A 24,391-nucleotide genomic window follows, 5' to 3' on the forward strand; every position below is an offset into this window, starting at 1 on the left:
CGGCCCGTCGGGCGATGTGCTTGCTTGTCGAGCCGGCAAGCATCGCCGTCCCCACGGGGGACCGACCGGGCTTGCCGGCGTTCAGCCGGAGCAAGACTGGGCGAGGGGCTGTCGTCACTTCAAATCACCTTGGCGCGCATGAGATCGTTGATGCTGATGGCGCCGAGCAGGCGCTGGTCGGCATCAACGACCAGTACGACGGTGATGCGCGCGGCTTCCATCAGGTCGGCCGCGTCCACGGCAAGGGCTTCGGCGCCGACGGTGCGCGGCCTGGCATGCGCCACCTCGGCGGCGGTCAGCGCACGCAGGTCGCGGCCCTGCTCGACGAGGCGGCGCAGGTCGCCGTCCGTAAAGATGCCGAGGACGTGATCGTCGCTGTCGACGATCACGGCCATGCCAAGGGCCTTGGCGCTCATCTCGCGCATCAGGTCGGTGAAGCCGGTGTCGGCTGCCACGCGGGGCAGGGCGTCGCCACTGCGCATCAGGTCGCGCACATGCGTCAGCAGCTTGCGGCCCAGCGTGCCGCCGGGGTGGGAGCGGGCGAAGTCCTCCGCCTTGAAGCCGCGGGTGTCCAGCAGGGCCACGGCGAGGGCGTCGCCCAGCGCCATCTGGGCCGTGGTGCTGGCCGTGGGCGCGAGCTGCAGCGGGCAGGCCTCCTCGGTGACCGCGCTGTCGAGCACGATGTCGGCATGGGCGGCCAGGCTGGACTGCGGCCGCCCCGTCATGGCGACGATGGGAATGCCCAGGCGCTTGAGCACGGGCAGGATGGCGTTGAGTTCGTCGCTCTCGCCGGAATTGGAGAGGGCCAGCACGACGTCACTGCTGGTGACCATGCCGAGGTCGCCATGGGCGGCCTCGGCGGGGTGGACGAAGAGGGCGGGCGTGCCGGTGGAGGCCAGCGTCGCGGCGATCTTGCGGCCCACATGGCCGCTCTTGCCCATACCCATGACGGCCACGCGGCCGCGGCAGGCCAGCATCAGCTGCACGGCGCCCGCGAAGGCGTCGCCCAGGCGGGGCGCCAGCTCGGCGAGGGCACGGGCCTCGACCTCGAGCGCCTGACGGCCGATGCGCACGGCGCGCTCGGCGGCAAAGACGGGAGAACTCATGAGGCCAGTGTAGACAAGCGCTTGCGCGGCGTAACCGCCGTGACTTCCGGCCGCCAGGCGCGCTATTCGGGTCTGTACGGGTCAGCCAGCAGCAAGCCAGGTGCCTGGGACGCCAAGACAATGCCAGGTCATGCATACCGAGCTGCTCGACCGCCCTGCGCGCGCCTCCGCCCTTCCGGCTGGTGCCGTGCCGCTCACGTTGGCGCTGCTGGCGTTGCTGGCCTGGGACCTGAGCCACCTCGACCTGTGGGCTGTGCACCTGGGTGGCGACGCCCGTGGTTTCGCCTTGCGCGACGCCTGGGTCACGCGGGTGCTGATCCATGAGGGCGGTCGCCTGGTTTCCTACGTGGCCATGGGCTTCATCGTGCTGCTCAATCTGGTGCCCCGGCTGCTGCCCGCGCTGAGCCAGCGCGAGAGACGCTGGTGGCTGGTGACGACCCTGATTTGCCTGGGGGTCATCTCGCTGATGAAGCGCTTCAGCCTGACGAGCTGCCCCTGGGATCTGGCCGAGTTTGGCGGCGTGGCCCATTACATCTCCCACTGGGTGCTGGGTGCGCATGACGGCGGTGGCGGGCACTGCTTCCCTTCCGGCCATGCGAGCGCGGCTTTCGCCTATCTCTGCGGCGGCTGGGCGCTGGCGCAGGCCTACCCGCGGGCTGCGCGCGCCTGGGTGCTGGCCTGCGTGCTGCTGGGCATCGTCTATGGCGTAGGGCAGATGCTGCGCGGTGCGCATTACCCCAGCCACACGATGTGGACGGGCTGGATCTGCTGGGCGGTCACCGTGGCCGCCGCGCAGGTCCGGTCGTGGCGCTTCAAGCGCGCCGGCGTGGCCTGAGTCCGCCCACCCGGCCGGGGCCGCCATCCCCACCTTGCAAAGGGTTTCCACAGAGTCGATGAAGGAACGGGCGTCCTAGACTCGCCGCAGCACCACGGAGGAGACACCGTGCAGCGGACCGACATCTCGGACCCGGCCTATTTCCACAAGGTCGTCGATTGCCAATGGGCCTGCCCGGCGCACACGCCGGTGCCTGAATACATCCGCCTCATCGCGCAGGGGCGGCATGACGAGGCGTATTGGGTCAACTGGGTCAGCAACGTGTTCCCAGGCGTGCTGGGGCGTACCTGCGACCGCCCCTGCGAACCCGCCTGCCGGCGTGGTCGCGTCGAAGAAAAACAGGCGGCCAAGCCGGAGCCGGTGGCGATCTGCCGCTTGAAGCGCGTGGCGGCGGACAACAAGAGCGACGGGTTCCGCGCCATGATCCCCAAGCCCGCCGCGCGCAAGAACAAGCGCGTGGCCTGCGTCGGCGCTGGGCCGGCGTCGCTGGCGGTGGCGCGTGACCTGGCCTTGGAGGGCTACGCGGTCACTGTCTTCGACGGGGAAGCCAAGCCCGGCGGCTTCATCCGCACGCAGATCCCGCGCTTCAGGCTGCCGGAGCGCGTCATCGACGAGGAGTGCGGCTACATCCTCGGCCTGGGCGTCGAGTGGCGCGCTGGTCAGCGCATCGATTCGATGAAGGCGCTGCTGGGGGAGGGTTTCGACGCCGTCTTTGTCGGCTGTGGCGCCCCGCGCGGCCGTGACCTGCCGCTGCCGGGCCGCCAGGAGGCCGCCGAGCAGATCCATATCGGCATCGACTGGCTGGCCAGCGTCAGCTTCGGCCACGTGACGAGCGTCGCGCCCCGCGTCATCGTGCTCGGTGGCGGCAACACGGCCATGGACTGCTGCCGCTCGGCACGGCGCCTAGGCGCCTCGTCGGTCACGGTAACCGTGCGCAGCGGCTATGCGCAGATGAAGGCCTCGCCGTGGGAGAAGGAAGACGCCGAGCACGAGGGCATTCCCATTCTCGATTTCCATGTGCCGCTGGCCTTCGAGCATGTCGGCGGCAAGTTGACCGGCATGCGCTTCAAGAAGGCACAGACCGGTGAGGAGGTCGTGCTGCCCTGCGACGAGGTGCTGATCGCCGTCGGCCAGGAGAACAGCTTCCCGTGGATCGAGCGTGACTCGGGCATCGCCTTCGACGAGCATGGCCTGCCGGTGCTGAACGCGCAGACCTTCCAGTCTTCGCTGCTTCATGTCTTCTTCGGTGGCGACGCGGCCTTCGGCCCCAAGAACATCATCACGGCGGTAGCCCACGGCCATGAGGCGGCCGTCAGCATCGACCGTCTGCTGCACGGCGAGCCGGTCACGCAGCGCCCGCCGCCGCATGTCAACCTGGTGTCCCAGAAGATGGGCATTCACGAGTGGAGTTACGACAACGCGATCACCAACGACTTGCGCAGCAAGGTGCCCTGGACGGCTGCCAACATCGCGCTGGCCAGCATCAAGGTCGAGGTGGAACTGGGCTTCGACGCCGCCACGGCCTTCAAGGAGGCCCAGCGCTGCCTGAACTGCGACGTGCAGACGGTGTTCGCGCCCAAGCTCTGCATCGAGTGCGACGCCTGCGTGGACATCTGCCCGATGGACTGCATCACCTTCACCGACAACGGCGATGACCTGCGCGAGCGGCTCAAGGCACCGGCGCTGAACCTGATGCAGGACGTCTATGTCGAGGGCGGTCTCAAGACTGGCCGCGTGATGGCCAAGGACGAGGACGTCTGCCTGCACTGCGGCCTGTGCGCCGAGCGCTGTCCCACCGGGGCCTGGGACATGCAGAAGTTCCTGCTCGTCACGGCGAAGGCGGGTGCGGCTTGCCGTGATACGTCACCTCGCAAGGTGGCCTGATGGATGCGCTCGAAGTGGAGAAATGCAACCACAGAGGCACAGAGGCACAGAGGTTTGACTTGAGCGAGCGCGTCATCGGGGCAGCGATTGCGGTGCATCGGGAACTGGGACCGGGCCTGCTCGAAGGCGTCTACGAACTTGCCATGCTCCATGAGTTGCAATTGCTCGGCCTGTCTGCGGCCCGCCAAGTGGAGGTGCCCGTGGTTTACAAGGGCGTCGATTTGGGCGCGAAATACCGCATCGATCTCCTTGTTGAAGGGCAGTTGCTGGTTGAACTCAAGGCAGTCTCTTCACTGGAGCCAGTTCACTCTGCTCAAGCCTTGACCTATCTGCGCTTGATGAAGCTGCGCGCGGGACTGCTGATCAACTTCAACACTAGCCAGCTTCGGCACGGTATCAAGCGCCTCGCCCTATGAGCCAGACCGTCTGCATTCCTCCGTGCCTCTGTGCCTCTGTGGTTGCATTTCTTCTATCGAAAGGCTGCTCATGAGCCGCATCGAAGCCGTCAACGACTTTGTCGTCAAGTTCGCCAACGTCAACGGCTCTGGCTCGGCTTCGGCCAACGAGCTGTTTGCGCGCGCCATCCTGCGCATGGGCGTGCCGGTCAGCCCGCGCAACATCTTCCCGAGCAATATCCAGGGCCTGCCGACCTGGTACGAGGTGCGCGTCTGCGAGGCCGGCTGGCTGGGCCGGCGCGGCGGCGTGGACCTGATGGTGGCCATGAACCCGCAGACCTGGGCCCAGGACCTGGCCGAGATCCAGCCTGGCGGCTATCTGTTCTACGACAGCACCAAGCCCATGCCGGCCAGCGCCTTCCGGCCCGACATCCACGTCATCGGCATGCCGGCCACGGCCATCTGCAACGCGACCTACGACGTGCCGCGCGAACGCACGCTGTTCAAGAACATCCTCGTGCTCGGCGCCTTGAGCGAGCTGATGGGCATCGAAGCCGCTGTCATCGAGAAGCTGTTTGCGGAGCAGTACAAGGGCAAGGAGAGGCTGCTGGACTCCAATGTGCGCGCCCTGCACGCGGGCCGCGAGTTCGCGCGCGACCATCTGTCGGTGCAACCTTTCGGGCTCAAGGTCAAGACGGCCGATGCGGTCGGCGACAAGATCTTCATTGAGGGCAATGCGGCGACAGCCCTGGGCTGCGTCTACGGCGGCGCCACCGTTTGCGCCTGGTACCCGATCACGCCGTCGTCCTCGGTCGCCGAAGCCTTCGAGAAATACGCGGCCAAGTTCCGCACCGACCCCGAGACCGGGGAGAAACGCTACGCCATCGTGCAGGCCGAAGACGAGATCGCATCCATCGGCATCATCACCGGCGCCGGCTGGAACGGCGCGCGCGCCTTCACCTGCACCTCGGGCCCCGGCGTGTCGCTGATGACCGAGTTCCTGGGACTGGCCTATTTCGCCGAGATCCCGTTTGTTGTCATCGACGTGCAACGCGGTGGCCCCAGCACCGGCATGCCCACGCGCACCCAGCAGGCCGACCTGCTATCCAGCGCCTATGCCTCGCATGGGGACACGCAACACGTGCTGCTGCTGCCCGAGGACCCGCGCGAATGCTTCGAGTTCGCCGCCGACGCGCTGGACCTGGCCGAGCGGCTGCAAACGCCCGTCTTCCTGATGAGCGACCTCGACATCGGCATGAACCAGCGCCTGTGCGCGCCGCTCGAGTGGAACGACGAGCGCCGCTACGACCGCGGCAAGGTCATGACGGCCGAGCAGCTCGAAGCCGGCAAGGAGTTTGCCCGCTACAAGGACGTCGACGGCGACGGCATTCCCTGGCGCACCCTGCCGGGCACGCATGCGAGCAAGGGTGCCTACTTCACGCGCGGCACGACGAGGAACGAGCAGGCCCTCTACTCCGAGCGCGGTGACGACTACATCCGCAACGTCGAGCGGCTGCGCGCCAAGTTCGCCACCGCCGCGTTGCTGGCGCCTCAGCCGCTGGTGCGTGCCGCCGCGCAGAAGACCAGCGTCGGTGTTCTCTATTTCGGCTCCACGTCGCCGGCCATGGATGAGGCGCTGGTGACGCTGGCCGAGGCCGGCATCCACATCGACGCAATGCGATTGCGTGCCTACCCCTTCCCGCCGTCGGTGGCCGAGTTCATCGCCGCGCATGGCGCCGTCTTCGTCGTCGAGCAGAACCGCGACGCGCAGATGCGCCGCATGCTGGTCAACGAGCTGGAGGTGGCGCCGGCCCACCTCACGCCGGTGCTGCACTACGACGGCACGCCGATCACGGCGCGCTTCATCATCGACGCGATCACGCGCCACGTCCATGCGCTCGCCACGGCGCCCAGGAGCGCCGCATGACCTATCTCGCCAAGCCCAGGCTGCACCATCCCAGCCTGACCAAGAACGCGGTCGGCTACACGCGCCGCGACTACGAAGGCAAGGTCTCGACGCTGTGTGCCGGTTGCGGCCACGACTCCATCTCCAGCGCCATCGTGCAAGCCTGCTGGCAACTCGACATCGAGCCGCACCGCGTCGCCAAGCTCAGCGGCATCGGCTGCTCCAGCAAGACGCCCGACTACTTCCTCGGCGCCAGCCACGGCTTCAACACCGTGCATGGCCGCATGCCCAGCGTGCTGACCGGCGCCTACCTGGCCAACCGCGAGCTGCTGTATCTCGGCGTCTCGGGCGACGGCGATTCGGCCTCCATCGGCCTGGGCCAGTTCGCACATGCGATGCGGCGCGGCGTGCGCATGGTCTACATCGTCGAGAACAATGGCGTCTATGGCCTCACCAAGGGCCAGTTCAGCGCCACGGCCGACAAGGGCTCGGTCGCCAAGAAGGGCGCCACCAACAACGACACCGCCATCGACCTCGCGGCCCTCGCGCTGCAGCTCGGCGCCAGCTTTGTCGCGCGCAGCTTCTCGGGCGACAAGACCCAGCTCGTGCCCCTCATCGAAGGCGCCATGCGCCATGGCGGGGCGGCCTTCATCGACGTCATCAGCCCTTGCGTCGCCTTCAACAATCACGCCGGCTCGACGCGCAGCTATGACCATGTCCGCGACCACAACGAGGCGCTGAACCGCATCGACTTCATCGACCTGGCCGAGGAGCAGGTTGTGCAGAACTCGCCCGACGTCATCGACGTGCCGCAGGCCGATGGCAGCACGCTGAGGCTGCGCAAGATGGCGTCCGACTACGACCCGACAGACCGCCTGGGGGCGATGAGCGCGATGCAACTGCGCGCTGCGGCCGGCGAGATCGCCACCGGCCTGCTCTACGTCGACCCTGCGGCCAAGGACTGGCATGCGGCCCAGCGCACGGCCGCTGGCCCTTTGAACACGCTGGGTGAAAAAGCACTTTGCCCGGGCGCTGCGGCTTTGGCAAAAATCAACGCCGGGCTGAGATGACGGCTCCCACGCGAGCGTTGCTCGCGGCTCCCCACGGGGGCTCTCAGAGGTTTCGGACGGCCGAGCGCCTCTGAGATGATGCGCGGGCCATGCGCCCACACCATCTCACACTCCTCGCCGCGGTCCTCGTCCTGACCGCCTGCGCCAGCTCCAGCCAGGACAAGGTCGGCACCGCCGCGACCACGCCGTTGTCCGACCTCAACGTCGTGCGCGCCGAGATCCCCGACGTGCTGAGGGCCGCGGCGGCTGCACCCTATGCAATGCCGGTCGACACGAGCTGCGGTGGCCTGGCTGCCGGCATCCGTGCGCTGGACGAAGTCCTCGGCCCCGATCTGGATGCGCCCCACACCAGCGGCAACCCCGGTCTGCTGGACCGGGGCGGCGACGCCGCCACCGGTGCGCTGCAGCGCACGGCCGAAGGCGTCATCCCTTTCCGCGGCTGGGTGCGCAAGCTCAGCGGCGCCGAGCGCTACGCGCACCAGGTCAGCGCGGCCATCACGGCTGGCGGCGTGAGGCGCGGCTATCTGCGCGGGCTTTCGACCGCCAAGGCCTGCACGGCCAAGCCGGCCTGAGTCGCCAAAGCGGTCCAGCTGGCTTCCACCCGGAGCGGATCGACTCCGAACGGGTATCAGGACAGGCCCAGACTGGGCTCCTGAGCGGCCTCGTCGACGGGCCGCGCTGGTATGGTCGCCAGCGCCAGCTCGGCGCTGTTCAGCGCCCCTTCGATGAAGCCCTGGTAGTCCGAATAGGCCTCGCCGACGATGTGCAAGTTGCGTGCGCCGCTGCCGAAGTCGAAGGCCTTGAAGGCGTCCATGACCTTCCACGAGCGCACGCCTGGCTGCCAGCCGTGGTTGGCCGCGCCGTAGGGCGCGCGAGCCCAGTCGCGAATGCCGTAGGTGATGATGCTGTTGCGGATGTACTGGCTGGTCTCGGCCAGGCTCAGGTCGCCAAAGATGCGCCGCGCGTTGTCGGTCAACTTCAAGGCCGACTCGGCATTCGCATCCGCCGCCCGCTTCACGTCGCGGGCCACGAACAGGGTGAAGGCATCGACGATGCGCGCGTTCTGGTCCACCTCGGCGCGGTCATGGCGGTCGCCGTCGATGACGTAGTGGCGCCAGAACTCGGTGGACGGGCGGTCCATGTAGAGCAGCACCATGCCGTGGCCGTCGGCGTCGCCTGAAGGTGGGCGGCGGAAGTAGTGGATCTCCCGTGTCGGCATGCAATTGGCGTACTGCTGCGGCGCCTGGCCATAGCTCCACCACGGCGTGTTGCAGACGAAGAAGACCTTCAGCATCGGGAAGCCATTGACGCAGTCCAGCTGCGAGGCGATGTGTTCGGGCAGGTGGCGCGTCAGCTTGAGCAGCGGCAGCCGCGGCAGCGCGAGGATGAGCCGCTCGGCGCGCAGCGTGAGTGCGCCGTTTTGCGTCGCCACGTCCAGGGCCAGCGTCGGCTTGCCCAGCTCCACGGGGCGCACGCCCATCAGCTTGTGGCCACCGGCCAGCGTCACATTGGCATGGCCGCGCAAGCGCGTCAGCAGCCCCTCGGTCAACCTGGCCGAACCGCCCTCGATGCTGGCGAGCTGCTGGCCCACGGTCTTGAGCGCGCGCAGCCACCAGATGATCCACTCGGCCGCATTCAAATTCTCCGGGATCATGTGATAGAAGGTCCCGGTGTCGCGTAGCTTGACGAGCGCCCGGTGGCTCAGGATGCCCTGCGCCGACAGCGCGTTCCAGAAGCCCATGTCCCACAGCGGCTGGCCGTGCAGCTGGGCGTGCTTGCGCAGCCGCATGTAGTCGGCTTCGGTCAGTGCGTCGATCCAGGCCTGGTCATCCGGCGCGCGGCCCATGATGAGCATGACGCCGCGCTTGAGCAGCTGCAGCGAGTTCAGGCCGCGCTCGGCCTCGGGCAGGTCGGTGTCATCGGTCGAGACCTGATCGGACGAAGGGCCCGAGAAGTCCAGCAGGCCCACGTCGAGCTCGGCGCACAGCGCTGCAAAGCGCGGCTGCAGCGTCGGCTCGAAGCGCATCGGCCCGTACTCGGCGATGAAACCATCCATGTCCTCGGTCTCGATGCGCCCACCCCAGCGGTCGGCCGCGGCCTCCAGCACGAGGATGCGGTGGCCCGCATCGGCCAGGCGCAGCGCGCAATACAGGCCCGACACGCCGCCGCCGGCGATGACGATGTCATAGGTCGTCATGGGTTTGCTCCACTTGTATGTACAACTGGGGCGGAAGCATATCGGAGGCGAACACGGCGGCTACCATCGCGGCCCCTTTCGCTGCCAAGGCCCTCAATGCGGTTCTCATGGATTTCGATGTGTGCGGGCCTGCTGCTCGTGGCGCTGGTGGGCATGGCCAACGCCGCTGCGCCAGCGCGATTGCGCACCGAGCTGACGCTGACCCACATCGCCGCGGACAAATGGCGGGCCGACTACGTCTTCTCCGAGCCCGTCACAGCCATCGAGCTGGGCGCACCCATCCGTAGCTACCGCAAGCAAGCCTGGCGGGTCCAGACGCCAGGGGTGGTGCTGGTTGCGCAGGGCGACAACGAAAGCCTGCGCAGTGCCAAGCCTTTCGCTCGGCTCAGCGTCGAGATCGGCGCCTACGACGAGTTCAACGAGGGCGCGCAATATGCCCCCATCAATCGCTTCTCCGATGGCGGCTGGAACCTCTATCTCGGCTTCCTGTGCGGCACGCTGAGCCAAGGCGAGCGCACGCGGACCATGGAGACCGTGCTGCGCCTGCAGGGCCTGCCGGGTGAAGCGACGGTAGCGCCGATCAAGCCTGGCACCGAGCTGGAGGGTTATGCCTATTTCGGGCCGAGCAAGCCGGCTCGCATGGGGAATGTCGACGTCATCATCGACCCGCAGGCGCCGGCCTGGCTGCGCGACGTGCTGCAGGACACGACAACCAAGGTGTCACAGTTCTATGAACAGGCCTTGCAGCGCAAATTGATCGGAACGCCCCTGGTCTCCGTCGCCGTGGTGGGCCTCGACGGCCCGGCCGGCGGCATCAGCATCAAGGGCGGTGCCGTCGGCGGCGGCATTGCCTACCGCTTCGAAGGGCGCGGCCTGGTCGAGGACCACCCCAAGAAGCGCAGCTATGTCGCCGCCCTGGTGGCGCATGAGATGGCGCATGTGTGGCAGGTCAACCTGGCGCGTGGCGGTGTCGGTGAGAGCGAGCCGTGGGTTCATGAAGGCGGCGCGGAGGCCCTCATGCTCGAGGCTCTGCGTTCGACCGGCATCTTTACTGCAGAGGAGAGCGAGCAGTATGCGCAGAAGCTGCTCAAGGAATGCGACCAGCTCCAGGGCGATGTGACGGTCTATCGCGGTTTCTACGCCTGCGGCTTCAAGCGTTTCAAGGGCTATGCGATGGCGCCGGTGCCGCTGTGGCAGGCCATGATGGTGCGCAGCGAGGGCAGCGGCGAGTTCTATTCGGAGGCGATGATCGAAGGCCTTCTCAAGGCCTCGGTGGCAACGCCCACTCGCTAGGATCGGCCGCGCTCTGGGCGCGGCAGTGACCCCGGGAAAGCAACAACTTTGCGGCCACTCGCTCGCCCCCGGCAGCTCAACTGGTTGGGGGCAGTCGACAGTGGCTACGGCGATGGGGAGCAGGGGCGCCCTGGGCCGGCTTCTGTCGCCGCGCGACGGCGCTGCCATGCAGCCAGTGCCGCCAGCCCGGCGGCCCAGAGCAGCACGGTGGCCGGCTCCGGCACGGGCGGCGCCGGTGGCAGGGGCGGGATGCCGGGCATGGGCCAGTTGGGCTGCAGCGGCGGCGGCTCGGGTACGGGTGGCGGCTGCTGCTGTTCGGGGGGCGGAGTGACGACGGGAGGCAGCTCCGGCGGTGGCGGCAGGGGCGGGCTGTCTGGTGCCGGCACGTCCGCGGCTGGCGGCAGCGGGTTCGGCTGCAAGGGCGTGGATCCCGGCGGCAGGTCCGCGGCCGGTGGCATGCGGCTGGCGGTTGGCGGCGCCTGCAAGGTGTGGGCGGTCGGGTTGTCGGCAGGCGGCACGACCGGCCACATCGCCGGGCCGGCCGCCGGCGGTTCGAAAGCCAGGGGCTCTGCGGGTGTGCCTCCTGTCTGGACGGCCGGCCGGCGAATGATGCGGCTCACATTGCGGCAAATCAGGGGCACGACGATGCACTGCCCGTCTTCGCAATAGGTCAGGGCGCGCTCCACGTGGTCGGGGTGCCAGGAGTTGCGCGTCACCTTGCCGCAGATGCGCCGCTGGCCGAAGTGCATGTCCAGCAGCGCGGGCTCGTAGCGGTGGTTGCCTTCGATGGCGTCGCGGCGTATGGAGACGATGTCGTCATACGCGAACGCCTTCATGCGCACCTTCAGGCGCTCGCGGGTGCGCACAGGGATGTCGGTGTAGCTGTCGACCGCGCCGGGCACGTCACCGACGAAGGGGTCACCCGCCGGCGTCTTCCACTCGCAACTGGCGTTGCCACGCGCCTGCGCCGTCACGGTGAGCCCGGCAAGGGCAGCGGCAAGGAAGAGGCTGATGAGCTTGGGCACGGCCCGAGGCCGGCAAATATCGCTCCCAAGGGCTTCGTGAGCCCGCCTTGGCTCAGTCAGTCGTCATGCGCAGCTGTAACCGGACCGACGATCAACAGCCCTCAGTACAACCGGATCGCCGAATCGAAATGCCAGGTGCGGCGGATCTCGATGACGTCGTACTCGCGCGCCAATGCCGGCGTGAAGGCCGGGTAGTTGGCCTGGCTTTCGATCACCTTGCGGATGGCGTCATCCAGCGCCGGCACGCCGCTGGAGCGGTAGAAGCTGACCGACTCCACCGTGCCGTCGGCGCGCAGGGCCACGGTCACGAGTGGGTCGGTGTAGGGCTGCTTGACCGCCTCGCGAACGAGATCGAAGGTTTGATTGAGCTGGATCTTTCGCGCCCAGGCCTCGGCGTAGAGCACCATCTCGGCGTTGGCATCCGTGCGGCCAAAGAGTCGACCACGGCGGGCGCTGCTCCAGGACGAGGGCAGGTTGGATTGGGCCTGGCGTGCAGCGTCCCGTTGGGCATCACGTTTGGCGGCTTCGTCGTTGAGCTGCTGGCCGATGGCGCGCAGCCGGGCTTCGCGCTGTTCCTCGGCGGCCTTGGCCTCGGCCAGCTTGGCGGCCGCGGCGCGGGCCACCTCCTGGCGCCCCGTTTCCTGCCGCGCGGCCTCCTGCCTGGCGGCCTCTGCAGCCGTGCGGGCCGCTTCGGTGCGCGCGGCTTCCTGGCGGGCTGCCTCTTGCCGGGCGGTTTCCGCACGAGCGGCCTCGGCGCGAGCTGTCTCCTGCCGAGCCGCGTCCTGTTGCGCCGCGAGTCGGCGTTCGGTCTCCAGGCGAGCTGCTTCCTGCTTGGCGGCGGCCTGGCGCTGGGCCTCCTGGCGTTCGGCTTCCAGCCGCGCCGCCTCGGCCCGGGCCGCAGCCTCAAGCCGTGCAGCCTCCTTGCGAGCGGCTTCCTGCCGGGCCGCTTCCTGTTTCGCGGTCTCCAGTCGTTCCGCTTCGGCCAGCTTTTCGGTCTGCTGCTGGGCCTGCTGTTGGGTGTCGCGCCTGGCGCGGTCGAGCTGGGCCATTTCGGTGACGCGCTCGCGGGCCTCGCGGTCCAGGGCGGTGCGCGTGCTGTCGTCGCGCGTCAGCATGGTCAGGGCGCTGGAGGCAGCCGAGAGGGCGGCGATGACGGGGGCGGAGGCCGGAGGTTGCGGCGGCACCGTCCAGGTCGTCTCGCTGGGCCGCTCCACGGCGATGACGGCTGGAGCAGGGGCGGGTGCGGGGGCGTCGTCGGCCGCAGGGGCGCGCGGCGCTGCCGCCGCCGGGGTGTCAGCTGGCGCGACCGGCTCGGCGGGCAGACGCGGTGGCTCTGCGGCAGGCGCTGGCGGCGGGGTGACCAGCACGACGCGCAGGTCGGGCACTTCGGCGCGGCGCGCCTGCCAGGGCAGGCTCAGGCCGGGCAGGCCCAGGCCTTCACCGCCAAAGGTCAGGCTCAGCAGCAGCCCATGGGCCAACACGGAGATCAGCAGGGCACGCGCCGGGCCGGAGCGCGATCTGCGCGGCCAGGAAGGGGCGGTGGTGTCAGCGGCGAGCGCCTGCGCGAGGCTGGGGCCTGAGGACCAGCGGCTCAAGCCAGCCCCACCAGGAGGGGGCGATTCAGCTCGGAGAGATCCTGGCAGCGCATGCGTCCATTGTCGTCAGACGTGCGGGCCGATCAGCACCGGGTTGCCATCAGGGGCGCCTGGCCCCGTGGATGCGGGGGGGCGTGCCGGGCTGGTGCCGGGCCTCAGGGGTTGCCGTTCTGCGAGGTCACGTTGTCGCCCGTCTTGGGCACCTGGCAGCCGTTGAAGCTGATGGCGACCGACTGGCCCCAGTCCGCGGAATCGCCCTGCACCTGGAAGTGCAGATGCGGCCCCGTCGTGCGGCCCGTGTTGTCGCTCAGCGCGATGACGGTGCCGGCCTGGACCTTGTCGTTCTCCTTGACCTTGACGCTGTTGGGCGTCAGGTGGAAATACCAGCTCGTGAAGCCGCCCAGGTGGCGGATGCGCACGGTGTTGCCCCAGTTGTCGTGGCTGCCAGGCGTGAAGGGCTGGTTGGTGGCCGTCGTTGGCGAGGAGGGGTCATACGTCGTCGTCTGGCTCTGGCGCACCCACTCCACCGTGCCGGCGCGTGCCGCGCGCACCTCGGTGCCCGAATCCATCATGAAGTCGAAGGCGAAAGCCTGGCTGCCGTTGTGCGAGCCCGGCGGCGGGTTGTTGTTGCCCTGGCCGACATTGCGCGTGACGCCGTTCTTCCACGGATAGTGGTAGGCGCCCTGGGCCTCCTCCTGCAGCTTCAGGAAGCCCAGGCGCAGGCCCTTGCCGAAGTACCCCATGTCCTCGGTCGCCAAGTCGGTCCAGCAGCGCCGGTGCACCCAGTACTGCGTGCCGGTGCCGGGGCGCCAGACGGCCGCGTAGCTGCCGCCGTCGGACGACATCGTCGTCAGCCGCAGGCCTTGCGGGAAATAGATCGCGTCCTTGTCTTCCATGCCGCCGCCACTCATGCCCCAGTGGACCCATTGCGTGCCGCTGCCCGGCCGCCAGACGGCGGCGAGCTTGCCGTTGTCGAGCTCGATCTGCGTGACGCGCAGGCCAGCCTTGAAATAGGGCGCGTCCTTGGCCTTGAACTGGTCGCCCGACAGGCCCCAGTGCACCCACTGCGTGCCCTTGCCGGGGCGCCAGACGGCGGCGAAGCGGCCGTTGTGCAGGGCGAACGAGGCGATGCGCAGGCCCTGCTTGAAGTAGGCGCTGTCCTTGGCCTTGAAGTCGGACTCGCTCATGTCCCAGTGCACCCATTGCGTGCCGGTGCCGGGCTGCCAGACGGCGGTCAACTTGCCGTCGCGCACCGTCAGCGACACGATGCGCAGGCCCTGTTTGAAGTATTCGAGGTCGGCGGCCTTGAACTCGTCGGCCGACACGCCGGCCTTGACCCATTGCGTGCCGGCGCCGGGGCGCCAGACGGCGGCGTAGCCGTCAGCCAGGGCCTGTGACGCGCAGGCCGCCAGGACGGCGGCGGCCAGGAAGTGACGCATGGACATGGCCGGCTCCTTGTCTTGCCGTGGCGGCCGGGCCAGTATCTGGACCGGCATGCCAGGCGCCAACCGCGGAATTAGGGAAGGGTTGATGCGGGGGGCTGTCGCTGCCGGAGCCGCAATAACGTCTGTTCCACAAGCCCGACATTTTTCGGAGATTCCATGATGGCCTCCCTGCCCGACCCCCGCCGCCTGCTGACCCTCGATGCGCTGTTCGCGCGCCGACGTCCGGTGCGGGCCGAGCGTGAAGAGCCGCAGTTGACGCGCATGCCCGACGACACCGACGTGCTGATGATGCAGGAGCTGGCCAGCACCCAGATGGGCCGCCTGGCCGCCGAGGTGGCGCTCCAGGAAGGCAGCTGCCGCCAGTACGCAGCGCGCGAGGAGAGCGAGGTGATGGAGGCGCGGCGCTGAATCAGATCGGCGTCAACAGCGCCTCGCCGCGCCGCCAGGCGTCGACGTTGGCGATGAAGTTCTCCACCGTGGCGCGGATGGACTGCGGCGACCAGCCGGCCACGTGGGGCGTCAGGATGACGTTGTCCAGGCCCAGAAGCTCCTGAGGCGGGCGAGGCTCGCTTTCATAGACATCCAGCGCCGCACCGGCGATCTGCCCGGCCCGCAATGCCGCGGCCAGCGCCGCAGTGTCCACGCAGCTGCCGCGTGAGATGTTGACGACATGGCCATCGGCGCCCAGCGCCGCCAGCACCTCGGCGTTGACGATGTGCCGGGTGGCCGCCCCGCCGGGTGTGGCGACGACGAGGTCGTCGGCCCAGGCCGCCAGGGCCATCACGCTGTCGAAATAGACCGCATCGCCGGCATCCTCCCGCGGGCGGCGGTTGCTGTAGCCAATGACCATGCCGAAAGCGGCGGCACGCGTGGCGATCTTGCGGCCGATGCCGCCCAGGCCGATGACCCCCAGGCGCCGGTCCTTGAAGTTGGGAAAGAGCGGCAGGGCGTCGCGCCAGACGCCAGCGCGCAGCGCCACGCCCAGCTGGGGCAGTGCGCGCAAGCTGGCCAGCAGCAAGGCCAGGGCGTGGTCGGCCACGCAGTCGTCGTTGGTGCCGGCACCGTTGCAGATGAGCACGCCCGCCGCCTTGGCGGCCGCCACGTCGAGGTTCTCGTAGCCGGCGCCCTGGGCGGCCAGCAGCTTGAGGTTGGTCAGCGCGGCGATCTCGTCGGCGGAGAAGCCGGTGCCGCCATTCGTCAGCACGAGATCGATCTCTTCGGCGTGGGCCGCTATTGCCGCGGCCCGGCGGGTCGCATCGGGAGCGTCGATGACGCGAAATCGTTCCAGCAGCAGCGCCTTGTGTTCGGCGGCGATCGGGACGAGCAGCAGCAAGGTTTCCATGGGCGAATTGCAGCAATCAGAAGGCGCCCATCATGGCCGAACCCCTCAACAGCGCATCCAGGCGGAAGGTCGGCGCCTCTGACGAATGGCTGACCGTCGCCGGGCGCCCACAATCGCTGCACTTCAAATTGCTTGCTCACCATGAAACGACTGCTGCTGTCCGCCCTGCTGGCGGCGACGCTGGCCCATGCCGCCAATGAAACCCCGCTCGACGCCCTGCCCTACACGCCCAGTCTGGACGTCACGGCCATGGACCGCAGCGTCGACCCCTGCGACGACCTCTACCGCTTCGCCTGCGGCGCCTGGACCAAGACCAACCCGATTCCGGCCGACCAGTCGCGCTGGTCGGTCTACGCCAAGATGGCCAACGAGAACCAGCGCTACCTGTGGGGCGTGCTGAACAAGCTGGGCCAGCCGGGCGCCGAGCGCACGGGGCCTCAAGCCAAGCTGGGTGACTACTTCGCCGCCTGCATGGACGAAGGCGCCGTGCAGGCCGCCGGGCTCAAGGGCCTGCAGCCGACGCTGGACCGCATTGCCGCGCTGAAGGACAGGAAGGCCCTGCCGCCCCTGCTCGCGGAGTTGCAACTGGCGGCCGGCAATGACCGGCTGTTCTTCGGCTTCAGCGCGGGCCAGGATTTCGCCGACGCGACGCGCCAGATCGCCTTCGCCTCGGCGGGCGGCCTGGGCCTGCCCGACCGCGACTACTACCTCAAGCGCGACGACAAGACGCTGAAGATCCGCGCAGCCTACGAGGCCCATGTGGCCCGCATCTTCGAGCTGCTGGGCGACACGCCCGAGGCCGCCAAGGCGGGGGCGCGCAGCGTGCTGGCCACCGAGACCACGTTGGCCCGCGCGTCGCTCTCCAAGGTCGACAAGCGCGACCCCTACAAGACCTTCCACGTCGTCGACGCGCGCGGCCTGAAGGCGCTGATGCCCGGCTTCGACTGGGCCAGCTACCAGGCGGCCCTGGGCACCACGCCCTGGCATGCCCGCTACAACGTCACCGAGCCGGCCTTCTTCAAGGCACTCGGCGCGCGCCTCAACGCGATGAGCCTGGCGGACCTGAAGACCTATCTGCGCTGGCAGCTGGCCAGCAGCCTCAGCCCCGCGCTGGACAACGGTTTCGTGCAGGCCAACTTCGACTTCTACGGCCAGACCCTGCACGGCACGCCCCAGCTGAAGCCCCGCTGGAAGCGCTGCGTGCAGCTCGTCGACGTGCAGATGGGCGAGGCGCTGGGCCAGGAATTCATCGCGCGCAACTTCACGCCCGACCTGAAGGCCGCGGCGGTGCAGATGACCGATGAGATCGAGGTGGCGATGGGACGGTCCATCGACAGCCTGGCCTGGATGAGCGCCGAGACCAAGGCCCGCGCCCACGCCAAGCTCAAGGCCATCGTCAACAAGGTGGGCTACCCCGAGCGCTGGCGCGACTACTCGGCCTTTGCCGTGCAGCCTGGCGATTTCCTGGGCAACGTCACGCGCGGCAATGCCTTCGAAGCCAAGCGCCGCCTGGCCAAGATCGGCCAGCCGCTGGACCGCGGCGAGTGGGGCATGACGCCGCAGACGGTGAACGCGTATTACGACGCGCAGATGAACGACATCAACTTCCCCGCCGGCGTGCTGCAGGCGCCGCTGTACGACGCAGCGCTGGACGAGGCACCCAACTACGGCAACACCGGCGGCACCATCGGCCACGAGCTGACCCACGGCTTCGACGACGAAGGCCGCCAGTTCGACGCCCAGGGCAACCTGAAGAACTGGTGGACCAAGAAGGACGGCAAGGAATTCGAGAAGCGCGCCGCCTGCGTGGCCGACCAGTACGCCACCTACACCGTCGTCGACGACATCAAGATCAACTCCAAGCTGACGCTGGGCGAAGACCTCGCCGACCTCGGCGGCCTGGTGCTGGCCTGGGAGGCCTGGAAGGCCCACATGACCGGCAAGACGCTCGAGAACCGCGACGGCCTGACGCCCGAGCAGCGTTTCTTTGTCGGCTTCGCGCAGTGGGACTGCGCCGATGCCCGCCCCGAAGCCCTGCGCGTGCAGGCCAAGGTCGACCCGCACTCGCCGGCGCGCTGGCGCATCAACGGCGTCGTCGTCAACATGCCGGAGTTCGAGAAGGCCTTTGCGTGCAAGCCGGGCGCCAAGCTGGTGAAGCCGGCGGGGCAGCATTGCAAGGTGTGGTGATCTACACGGGCTGAGGGCGCTGCTCATTGCCGCCGCGATGAGCAGCGGCGTTGTCGGTAGCGGCGACTGACCGTGAAGGTAGCATTGCGCACGCAGGATGCGCCCATTTCCCGGCGTGCCTGGCGCGGGTGTCCTCGGTGAGAACCGTGCGGCACCTCGATTGCCCGCCGGAGTTTCATGACCGCTGCGCTGCATCCACCCTGCGACCAAGCCGCCATCCGCCACGGCCCTCCGGCATCACCCTGCTCGCCGGCCAGGCAGCGATGGGTGCTGGCGACCGCGATCCTCGCCTCCGGCATGGCCTTCATCGACGGCACGGTCGTCAACGTCGCACTGCCGGCAATCCAGAACGATTTGCATGCGACGCTGCATCAGGTGCAATGGGTCGTGGAGTCGTATGCGCTGTTGCTGGCCGCGCTGCTCCTGCTTGGCGGCGCGCTGGGCGACCGCTACGGGCGCCGCCGCATCTTCCTGCTGGGTGTGGCGATCTTCGGCGCGGCCTCGGTGCTGTGCGCGCTCTCAAGCGACGTGAACGCATTGATCGCCGCGCGCGCGTTACAGGGCGTGGGTGCAGCCCTGCTGGTGCCGGGGAGCCTGGCGCTGATCAGTGCCTCTTTTGACGAGCATGAACGGGGCCGGGCCATCGGCACGTGGGCCGGCTTCAGTGGCATCACGGCGGCCGTCGGGCCGGTGATCGGCGGCTGGCTGATCGACCATTACTCCTGGACCTGGGCCTTCATGGTGAATGCGCCGCTGGCCGCGCTGGTTGCGGCGATGGCGATGCTGCGGGTGCCGGAATCTCGCGACCCGCAAGCCACGGGGCGGCTGGACTGGTCGGGGGCGGCGCTCGTCACGGTGGGCCTGGGCGGCATCGTGTTCGCCTTCATCGAAGGGCCGGCCCGCCAGTGGGATTCGCCCGCCGTGATCGCCGCCCTCGTGATTGGCGTCGTTGCGACGGGGGCCTTCGCGTGGGTGGAGCAACGTACACCGCAGCCCATGCTGCCGCTGCAGTTCTTTCGCGACCCCATCTTTGCCGGCGCCAACGTGCTGACCTTGCTGGTCTACGCGGCCCTTGGCGGTGGCCTCTTCTTCGTGCCGCTGGCGCTGATCCAGGTGCATGGCCTGTCGGCCGCCGCCGCCGGAGCCGCGCTGCTGCCCTTCATCCTGATCATGTTTGCTCTGTCGCGCTGGGCCGGCGGCCTGGCCGACCGGGTCGGGCCGCGCACACCGCTGGCCATCGGCCCCGTGATTGCGGGCGCCGGCTTCGCTGCGCTGGCGCTGCCTTCCATCGAAGCCAATTACTGGACCGGCTTCCTGCCGGGCATCGTGGTGCTCGGCGTGGGCATGAGCGTGACGGTCGCGCCATTGACCACGGCCGTCATGAATGCAGCGGGCGCCGACGCGGCCGGTGTGGCGTCGGGTATCAACAACGCGGTGTCCCGTGCGGCCGGCGTGCTGGCCATCGCCGCGTTGGGAGCACTGATGGCCTGGGCATTCGGCGTCGCGCTTCGAGGCCAGCTCGACCACCACGACGTGCCTGCCGCCGTGGCGTCGCTGGTGCTGGAGCAGCAGAGCCGGCTCGCGGCCATCGAGCTGCCACGGGACATCGACGCAGCCGCCCGGGCCGCAGCCCAGAACGCCATCCACGCGGCTTTCGTCAGCGGATACCGCTGGGTGATGGGCGTGAGCGCCGCGCTGTGCGTGCTGGGCGCGGCGGTGGCCGCGGCGTTGATGCGCAAAGTTGAGCGCTGAGACGCGAGGATGCGCACGGGCCGACTTGGGGAGCCCGCGCCACAACCGACGGCGGTTTGGAAGGACGCTTCCAGCCCAATGCCGTAGTCCGCTTGGCAGCGGTCGGCGCGCTCGCGTGATGGGCAGCTCTCGCCGCCATGAGCTGCCGCTCACAAATGTTCGCTTAAGCGGCCCATCGCTGGCAAAGCGTACAGCGGGCTTCGCACGGCGCCGCCACCATCCGCAGCACGTGCGTGTAAATCATGGTGGTCGCCACGTCTGGATGGCCCAGCAGTTCCTGCACGGTGCGAATGTCGCTGCCCACCCAGTTCAACAGCCAGATCGAAGAGCTGCTGCCCCATCGCTGGACTCACACTTTGGTTCGCAGACGATCTCTTGAACAGTCAGTGCGGTACGGGCTGCAGGCGGCACCCTGTGCATCTTCACCATCTCCGTCGGCCGCCGCGCTGGTCCGCATGTCGCATAGTGCGGCTGCCGATCAGCCGGTCTGATCACTTGACCATGCCGGTTCTCCGTTCCGGGGTCCCCAGCCTCTCTGACTACCGCCACGCCGGCCCGGCCCCGGGCCGTTGCGGGCGGTGGTTTCTGCACAACGCGCGGGTTCACGGCTGCGGCACGCCCTGAGGGCCTACTCCCCCGATCTTCACAATGGAAAGGATGTTATGTACCACTCACTTCGGCTCGCAACAATATTCGCAGTCCTGACCGACTTATGGGCGCCGAGCTTCGCCGACGCGGTCTCGCTCGAACCGTTGTGCACGCAGTGTGGAAATTCCGTCAAATGGGGGAACGTGGTCGCGATGAGCGTCAACGGGACTCATGTGGTAGCCAATGGCGAAGACCTGCTGAGCCGGACCGCCCCCTGCCGCCGCCCCCGGCAGTGCTCGACGGCATTCGCACTGAAGCAGGGTGATGCAGTTCCGATGCCGTCGATCGACGGCTTCGCTGAAGGCGTCGCGACAGCCGTGGCCAATGATGGCACCGCTGTGGGTTACGCGTATGACGCCGCACGCTTCCAACCGCTGTTCCTGCCGGTCGTCTGGCCGGGCGGCGCAGCCGCGAAACGGTTGGCGACGCTCGCCCAAGTCGAGGAGACGCAAGCCGTCGGAATCGATTCTTCCAGCCGAATCATCGGCATTGGCAAGATCCCGGCGGTGAACCACGGAATGTCCCGGTCAGTCGCCATGTTGTGGTGTTCACATGACTCCACGCCCAGATTGCTGCCAAGCTTAGTCGCCGCAACGGATCCGAGCCTCAACAGCGGCGTGACCGCGGCGCACGCCATCACAGATGATGGCTACATCGTCGGTGCGGTGGGTATGTCCGACGGTTTTCATCCAGCATACTGGCGCATTGACGCACGCTGTGATGTCTCGATGCCGACGCTGCTGTCCAATTCGCGCGGCGTAGCCCTTGCGCGCATCGCCCCCGGACAGTTCGTCGGTCAGATCTATCGCGGTACGACGTCGCTGGCCGCCATCTGGGACGCGGGAGCACAAATCACACTGGAAGTGCCTTCGCCGTCGACGCTCACTCTCAACGCAGGCGACGCCGACACGCTCTATGGCTTCGTCACTGATCCCGATCAAAACGTCACCCGGATCTACGTCCGCGACCGGCACAGCAACAGCGATCTCAAGCTACCAGGAAACGTTGCCGACAGCCTGAGGTTCGTGACCGGCGTGGATCCAAGCGGGACGGCGGTCGGCATGGGCGTTGTAAACGGTCGCTTTCAACCCGTCAAACTACACCGGCCTGCCGCTAGCGAGGCCGCCCGATGACCAGCCCTCAGCCACTTCGATCACACGTGACGCTGGGGTCGTGGACAACGCTATGCGTTGACCACCGCCGACGAGATTTTGAAAAGAATAACGGACTGACCATGAGCAGCAGACGCGGTGCTAAAGGCGGCGACGGCGTGCTCACGAGCATCGGACTACGCAGCTTCTGGGCGAGGACCCTTCCGGCCAAAGACAGCTGACTGCGACCCCATGGGTACCCGGTCCCGGCCAGGAGCCGACGGTTAAAGTGGTCTGCTTTCGGGGTGTCTAGCCGCGTCGAAGTGCGCATTGCCGAGCGATACACGCGGCCTATCAACACCCACGAAATGCCCGAATGCCGTATCTGCGACGTCTGGAGATGGTTATCCGCCCCACTGGAGAAGTTTGATGAAGCACAAGCTGGTGAGCTGGGTGCCCTTTGCGGCTGCTGCGGCGATCTTCTCGTCGGTCGCCAACGCAGCGCCGCCGTCGGTGGAAATGACCTGGATGTCGATCGCCAATTGGTATTTCAAGGTCGGCGACAAGCGCATCGTCATGGACGGCTACATCTCCCGTCTGCCTGAAAACTTGTTCACGGCGTCTGCGGTCTACGCAAATGATCTGTATGCCTACACGAAGGAGCCGGCAGGCGTCGACGTCGCCTCCATCACCAAGGTGCGCGATGCAATGCTGGGGACTGACAAGCTCGATCTGCTTATCGTCGGCCACAGTCATTGGGACCACAGTTGGGACACCCCCACGTGGGCGAAACTGACCGGCGCCCCGATGATTGGCGGCTCATCCACTTGCATGCAAGCTGCAGCACAAGGCATAGCCGGGTCCCAATGCCGCAGCGTCAGCGGCGGCGAGAAGATTTCACTGGGCGACGGCATCACCATGCGTGTCGTTCGCTGGAACCACAGCGGCGACTCAAGCAATCCGATACAGCACTTTGCGCGAGAGCTGTATCGACCGCCGATTCCCGACCCGAAGTCCGGAGGCCTTCGCGCCGGCGTTGGAGAGGACTACCCCAACGGGGGCGGTAACAGGGCCTACCTGTTCACGGTAGACAGTCCCGAGGGCCAGCTCTCATTCTTCGTCAGCAATTCGGCAAGCGCGTTCGATCTGGACAAGGACATCGTGGTCGACGGTGTGAACTTCGGGCCGCCTCTTGGTAACTTGGCCGCTGCAATGAAGGATGCCGGACTCACCAAGGTCGACGCATGGATCGGCACAGGCGGAAAGCCGGTTGCGGAAATGGTTGTCCCGGTCATTCATCCGAAGACTTACCTGCCGAGCCACTGGGATGGACTGTTCAACGCTTTTTGGCCGGGCATGCCGTATCCATTCAAGGATGACGCGCTCAAAGCGTATCTGGATGGCCAGAAGGTTTCGCTCGTTGCGCAAACGCAGTATTTCGACAAGTACGTCCTATCGTCGAACGGCGTCGTCACGGCTACAAATCACGACGTCAAGAACAAACTGGGATTTGCGGATACGAAGCGATTTAGTCAGCTACTGCTGGATGCCGTCACGCTCGTTTCCTCCACCAGCGTCGGTGACGATTGTGGTGAAGGATTTCAGCCATCGAGCGACTGGGCGAAGACCTTTGCCGAATTGCGCCAGTTCGGACCGGGCCAGCACGCTGACGCCGTTGGCCTCACGCGAGGTGCCAGACGAGACCATCCCTTCGATCCGACGCTGCGGATGACTCGCGATTCGACGGCTATGTCCCACTAGCAAGCGTGCCACCGCTTTACGGCGACCAATCTGGCCGGCCTGATGACCGGAACGGGTCGACAGCTGCCGGCTACCTGACTCTCTGAGAGCACTCGGCGTCCCGCAGGGCGCCTCGCCTCTCTCATTGCTCAAGCAGCAACCGCTACGACAGCAACCGGAACAGCATGTTGGGATGGATGGGCAGGTCCATCAGCCCGGCCACGCCCATCAGCACGCCGAAGAAGGTGGGCAGCAGGGCCACGAAGTACAGCGGCCAGAGCCGGGTCAGCGCCGTCACGGCCAGCAGGGCGATGGCGATGGCGAGCAGGGCGTCGGACAGGTCGAACTGGTCGTCGCGCCGGTTCAGCGTCTCGTAGGCGGTCTGGGCCGCCTCGGCCTGGGCCTTGAGTTCATCGCGCTTCTTCAGCTGATCAGCCGTCTTGGCACGGTAGCCGGCGATGGCCTTGTCGTAGTCCGCGGCTTGCGCGTTGGGTGCTCCGGCCTTGGCCAGCTCAAGTTGGGTGGCGGTCGACTCGGCCACGTCGGCGCGGATGGTGCGCGCCTGGAAGTAGGCCCAGTAGTCGAGCTTGTCGGCCTGGGCCTGCTGCATGCCTTGCACGATGTTGTCGTCCTTGACCTTGCAGATGCCCATGAAGGTGGCCAGGATCGCCACCGTGATGGCGACAGCGGCGTTCAGGCGTGCGGTGCGGGCCTCCTGGGCGGCTTCGGCGGCCTGGTCGATGAGGTCTTTGGGATCGAGGTCCATGGAGGGGGTATGTAGTTGGCGGCGGAACTATGCGCGCAGCACAGGCCTTGTCTGTGGCGATCTCGCGGCCTTCAGTTCCTGCGCAAGCCGAATGAAAGCCAAGACGCTGCTGCT

The 24,391-nt window shown here is 67.6% G+C and carries 19 protein-coding genes and 1 pseudogene; 12 read left to right on the plus strand and 8 right to left on the minus strand.

Annotation, left to right across the window (positions count from 1 at the left end):
- Positions 1–119: 119 nt before the first annotated feature.
- The gene (locus tag ASC95_RS12180; protein WP_057297955.1) at positions 120–1,106 is read right to left on the minus strand and encodes an SIS domain-containing protein; all 987 of its coding nucleotides are present in this window, start codon (positions 1,104–1,106) and stop codon (positions 120–122) included.
- A 130-nt stretch (positions 1,107–1,236) separates the two neighbouring features.
- Here ASC95_RS12180 and ASC95_RS12185 point away from each other — a divergent pair, with 130 nt between their 5' ends.
- The 6 genes from ASC95_RS12185 (at position 1,237) to ASC95_RS12210 (ending at position 7,768) form a co-directional block, all read left to right on the plus strand.
- Entirely contained in the window at positions 1,237–1,941 is a 705-nt protein-coding gene (locus ASC95_RS12185; protein ID WP_057297956.1) for a phosphatase PAP2 family protein, read from the plus strand.
- Positions 1,942–2,049: 108 nt separating this feature from the next.
- The gene (locus ASC95_RS12190) at positions 2,050–3,825 is read left to right on the plus strand and encodes an FAD-dependent oxidoreductase (protein WP_057297957.1); all 1,776 of its coding nucleotides are present in this window, start codon (positions 2,050–2,052) and stop codon (positions 3,823–3,825) included.
- Complete coding sequence (locus ASC95_RS12195) at positions 3,825–4,241, plus strand: GxxExxY protein (protein WP_057297958.1); 417 nt, start codon at positions 3,825–3,827, stop codon at positions 4,239–4,241. Before ASC95_RS12190 ends, ASC95_RS12195 begins: the two co-directional genes overlap by 1 nt.
- Before the next feature lie 70 nt (positions 4,242–4,311).
- Positions 4,312–6,147 carry a 2-oxoacid:acceptor oxidoreductase subunit alpha gene (locus ASC95_RS12200; RefSeq protein WP_057297959.1) on the plus strand — a complete coding sequence of 612 codons (1,836 nt, stop codon included), beginning with the start codon at positions 4,312–4,314 and terminating at the stop codon, positions 6,145–6,147.
- Entirely contained in the window at positions 6,144–7,196 is a 1,053-nt protein-coding gene (locus ASC95_RS12205; RefSeq protein WP_057297960.1) for a 2-oxoacid:ferredoxin oxidoreductase subunit beta, read from the plus strand. Before ASC95_RS12200 ends, ASC95_RS12205 begins: the two co-directional genes overlap by 4 nt.
- A gap of 89 nt (positions 7,197–7,285) precedes the next feature.
- On the plus strand, positions 7,286–7,768 hold the full coding sequence (locus ASC95_RS12210) for a hypothetical protein (protein ID WP_057297961.1): 483 nt from the start codon (positions 7,286–7,288) through the stop codon (positions 7,766–7,768).
- Between the two features lie 56 nt (positions 7,769–7,824).
- Here ASC95_RS12210 and ASC95_RS12215 read toward each other — a convergent pair whose 3' ends face one another.
- The gene (locus ASC95_RS12215) at positions 7,825–9,393 is read right to left on the minus strand and encodes an FAD-dependent oxidoreductase (protein ID WP_057297962.1); all 1,569 of its coding nucleotides are present in this window, start codon (positions 9,391–9,393) and stop codon (positions 7,825–7,827) included.
- Positions 9,394–9,510: 117 nt separating this feature from the next.
- Between ASC95_RS12215 and ASC95_RS12220 the strand changes: the two genes are divergently transcribed.
- Positions 9,511–10,686: a hypothetical protein gene (locus ASC95_RS12220; RefSeq protein ID WP_057297963.1), complete on the plus strand. Its 1,176-nt coding sequence runs from the start codon at positions 9,511–9,513 to the stop codon at positions 10,684–10,686.
- A gap of 104 nt (positions 10,687–10,790) precedes the next feature.
- On the opposite strand, the gene ASC95_RS12225 is transcribed toward ASC95_RS12220, so the two are convergent.
- From ASC95_RS12225 to ASC95_RS12235, 3 genes are all read right to left on the minus strand, one after another.
- Complete coding sequence (locus tag ASC95_RS12225; RefSeq protein ID WP_057297964.1) at positions 10,791–11,711, minus strand: MHFG family PEP-CTERM protein; 921 nt, start codon at positions 11,709–11,711, stop codon at positions 10,791–10,793.
- 101 nt (positions 11,712–11,812) lie between these two features.
- Entirely contained in the window at positions 11,813–13,306 is a 1,494-nt protein-coding gene (locus ASC95_RS12230; protein WP_057297965.1) for a TonB C-terminal domain-containing protein, read from the minus strand.
- 155 nt (positions 13,307–13,461) lie between these two features.
- Entirely contained in the window at positions 13,462–14,751 is a 1,290-nt protein-coding gene (locus ASC95_RS12235; protein ID WP_162250763.1) for a M23 family metallopeptidase, read from the minus strand.
- Between the two features lie 156 nt (positions 14,752–14,907).
- On the opposite strand from ASC95_RS12235, the gene ASC95_RS12240 reads away from it, so the two are divergent.
- Positions 14,908–15,159 carry a hypothetical protein gene (locus ASC95_RS12240; RefSeq protein ID WP_057297967.1) on the plus strand — a complete coding sequence of 84 codons (252 nt, stop codon included), beginning with the start codon at positions 14,908–14,910 and terminating at the stop codon, positions 15,157–15,159.
- A gap of 1 nt (position 15,160) precedes the next feature.
- Here the strand turns inward: ASC95_RS12240 and ASC95_RS12245 are convergent, their stop codons facing one another.
- On the minus strand, positions 15,161–16,093 hold the full coding sequence (locus tag ASC95_RS12245; protein WP_057297968.1) for an NAD(P)-dependent oxidoreductase: 933 nt from the start codon (positions 16,091–16,093) through the stop codon (positions 15,161–15,163).
- A gap of 141 nt (positions 16,094–16,234) precedes the next feature.
- Between ASC95_RS12245 and ASC95_RS12250 the strand changes: the two genes are divergently transcribed.
- Both ASC95_RS12250 and ASC95_RS12255 read left to right on the plus strand, forming a co-directional pair.
- Complete coding sequence (locus ASC95_RS12250) at positions 16,235–18,280, plus strand: M13 family metallopeptidase (RefSeq protein ID WP_057297969.1); 2,046 nt, start codon at positions 16,235–16,237, stop codon at positions 18,278–18,280.
- Positions 18,281–18,457: 177 nt separating this feature from the next.
- Positions 18,458–20,032 (plus strand): MFS transporter, encoded by a 1,575-nt coding sequence (locus ASC95_RS12255; RefSeq protein ID WP_057297970.1) that lies wholly within the window; start codon positions 18,458–18,460, stop codon positions 20,030–20,032.
- Between the two features lie 149 nt (positions 20,033–20,181).
- Here ASC95_RS12255 and ASC95_RS29935 read toward each other — a convergent pair.
- A pseudogene (locus ASC95_RS29935) lies at positions 20,182–20,333 on the minus strand (tyrosine-type recombinase/integrase); the annotation flags it as partial.
- Positions 20,334–20,694: 361 nt separating this feature from the next.
- On the opposite strand from ASC95_RS29935, the gene ASC95_RS12260 reads away from it, so the two are divergent.
- Together ASC95_RS12260 and ASC95_RS12265 are read left to right on the plus strand one after the other, a co-directional pair.
- The gene (locus tag ASC95_RS12260; RefSeq protein ID WP_057297971.1) at positions 20,695–21,813 is read left to right on the plus strand and encodes a hypothetical protein; all 1,119 of its coding nucleotides are present in this window, start codon (positions 20,695–20,697) and stop codon (positions 21,811–21,813) included.
- Between the two features lie 387 nt (positions 21,814–22,200).
- Positions 22,201–23,532 carry an MBL fold metallo-hydrolase gene (locus tag ASC95_RS12265; RefSeq protein WP_157256216.1) on the plus strand — a complete coding sequence of 444 codons (1,332 nt, stop codon included), beginning with the start codon at positions 22,201–22,203 and terminating at the stop codon, positions 23,530–23,532.
- A 142-nt stretch (positions 23,533–23,674) separates the two neighbouring features.
- Here ASC95_RS12265 and ASC95_RS12270 read toward each other — a convergent pair whose 3' ends face one another.
- Positions 23,675–24,277 (minus strand): DUF4337 domain-containing protein, encoded by a 603-nt coding sequence (locus tag ASC95_RS12270; RefSeq protein WP_057297973.1) that lies wholly within the window; start codon positions 24,275–24,277, stop codon positions 23,675–23,677.
- Positions 24,278–24,391: the final 114 nt, after the last annotated feature.

Origin of the sequence: Pelomonas sp. Root1217 (genome assembly GCF_001425705.1) — a bacterium.
In the GTDB taxonomy this organism is placed as follows: domain Bacteria; phylum Pseudomonadota; class Gammaproteobacteria; order Burkholderiales; family Burkholderiaceae_C; genus Pelomonas.

Bases quoted from the DNA above. Each gene is read 5' to 3' on its own strand.
- ASC95_RS12180 (WP_057297955.1), bottom strand. From the start codon at position 1,106: ATGAGTTCTCCCGTCTTTGCCGCCGAGCGCGCCGTGCGCATCGGCCGT.
- ASC95_RS12185 (WP_057297956.1), top strand. From the start codon at position 1,237: ATGCATACCGAGCTGCTCGACCGCCCTGCGCGCGCCTCCGCCCTTCCG.
- ASC95_RS12195 (WP_057297958.1), top strand. From the start codon at position 3,825: ATGGATGCGCTCGAAGTGGAGAAATGCAACCACAGAGGCACAGAGGCA.
- ASC95_RS12200 (WP_057297959.1), top strand. From the start codon at position 4,312: ATGAGCCGCATCGAAGCCGTCAACGACTTTGTCGTCAAGTTCGCCAAC.
- ASC95_RS12205 (WP_057297960.1), top strand. From the start codon at position 6,144: ATGACCTATCTCGCCAAGCCCAGGCTGCACCATCCCAGCCTGACCAAG.
- ASC95_RS12210 (WP_057297961.1), top strand. From the start codon at position 7,286: ATGCGCCCACACCATCTCACACTCCTCGCCGCGGTCCTCGTCCTGACC.
- ASC95_RS12215 (WP_057297962.1), bottom strand. From the start codon at position 9,393: ATGACGACCTATGACATCGTCATCGCCGGCGGCGGCGTGTCGGGCCTG.
- ASC95_RS12220 (WP_057297963.1), top strand. From the start codon at position 9,511: ATGTGTGCGGGCCTGCTGCTCGTGGCGCTGGTGGGCATGGCCAACGCC.
- ASC95_RS12235 (WP_162250763.1), bottom strand. From the start codon at position 14,751: ATGTCCATGCGTCACTTCCTGGCCGCCGCCGTCCTGGCGGCCTGCGCG.
- ASC95_RS12240 (WP_057297967.1), top strand. From the start codon at position 14,908: ATGATGGCCTCCCTGCCCGACCCCCGCCGCCTGCTGACCCTCGATGCG.
- ASC95_RS12245 (WP_057297968.1), bottom strand. From the start codon at position 16,093: ATGGAAACCTTGCTGCTGCTCGTCCCGATCGCCGCCGAACACAAGGCG.
- ASC95_RS12250 (WP_057297969.1), top strand. From the start codon at position 16,235: ATGAAACGACTGCTGCTGTCCGCCCTGCTGGCGGCGACGCTGGCCCAT.
- ASC95_RS12255 (WP_057297970.1), top strand. From the start codon at position 18,458: ATGACCGCTGCGCTGCATCCACCCTGCGACCAAGCCGCCATCCGCCAC.
- ASC95_RS12260 (WP_057297971.1), top strand. From the start codon at position 20,695: ATGTACCACTCACTTCGGCTCGCAACAATATTCGCAGTCCTGACCGAC.
- ASC95_RS12265 (WP_157256216.1), top strand. From the start codon at position 22,201: ATGAAGCACAAGCTGGTGAGCTGGGTGCCCTTTGCGGCTGCTGCGGCG.
- ASC95_RS12270 (WP_057297973.1), bottom strand. From the start codon at position 24,277: ATGGACCTCGATCCCAAAGACCTCATCGACCAGGCCGCCGAAGCCGCC.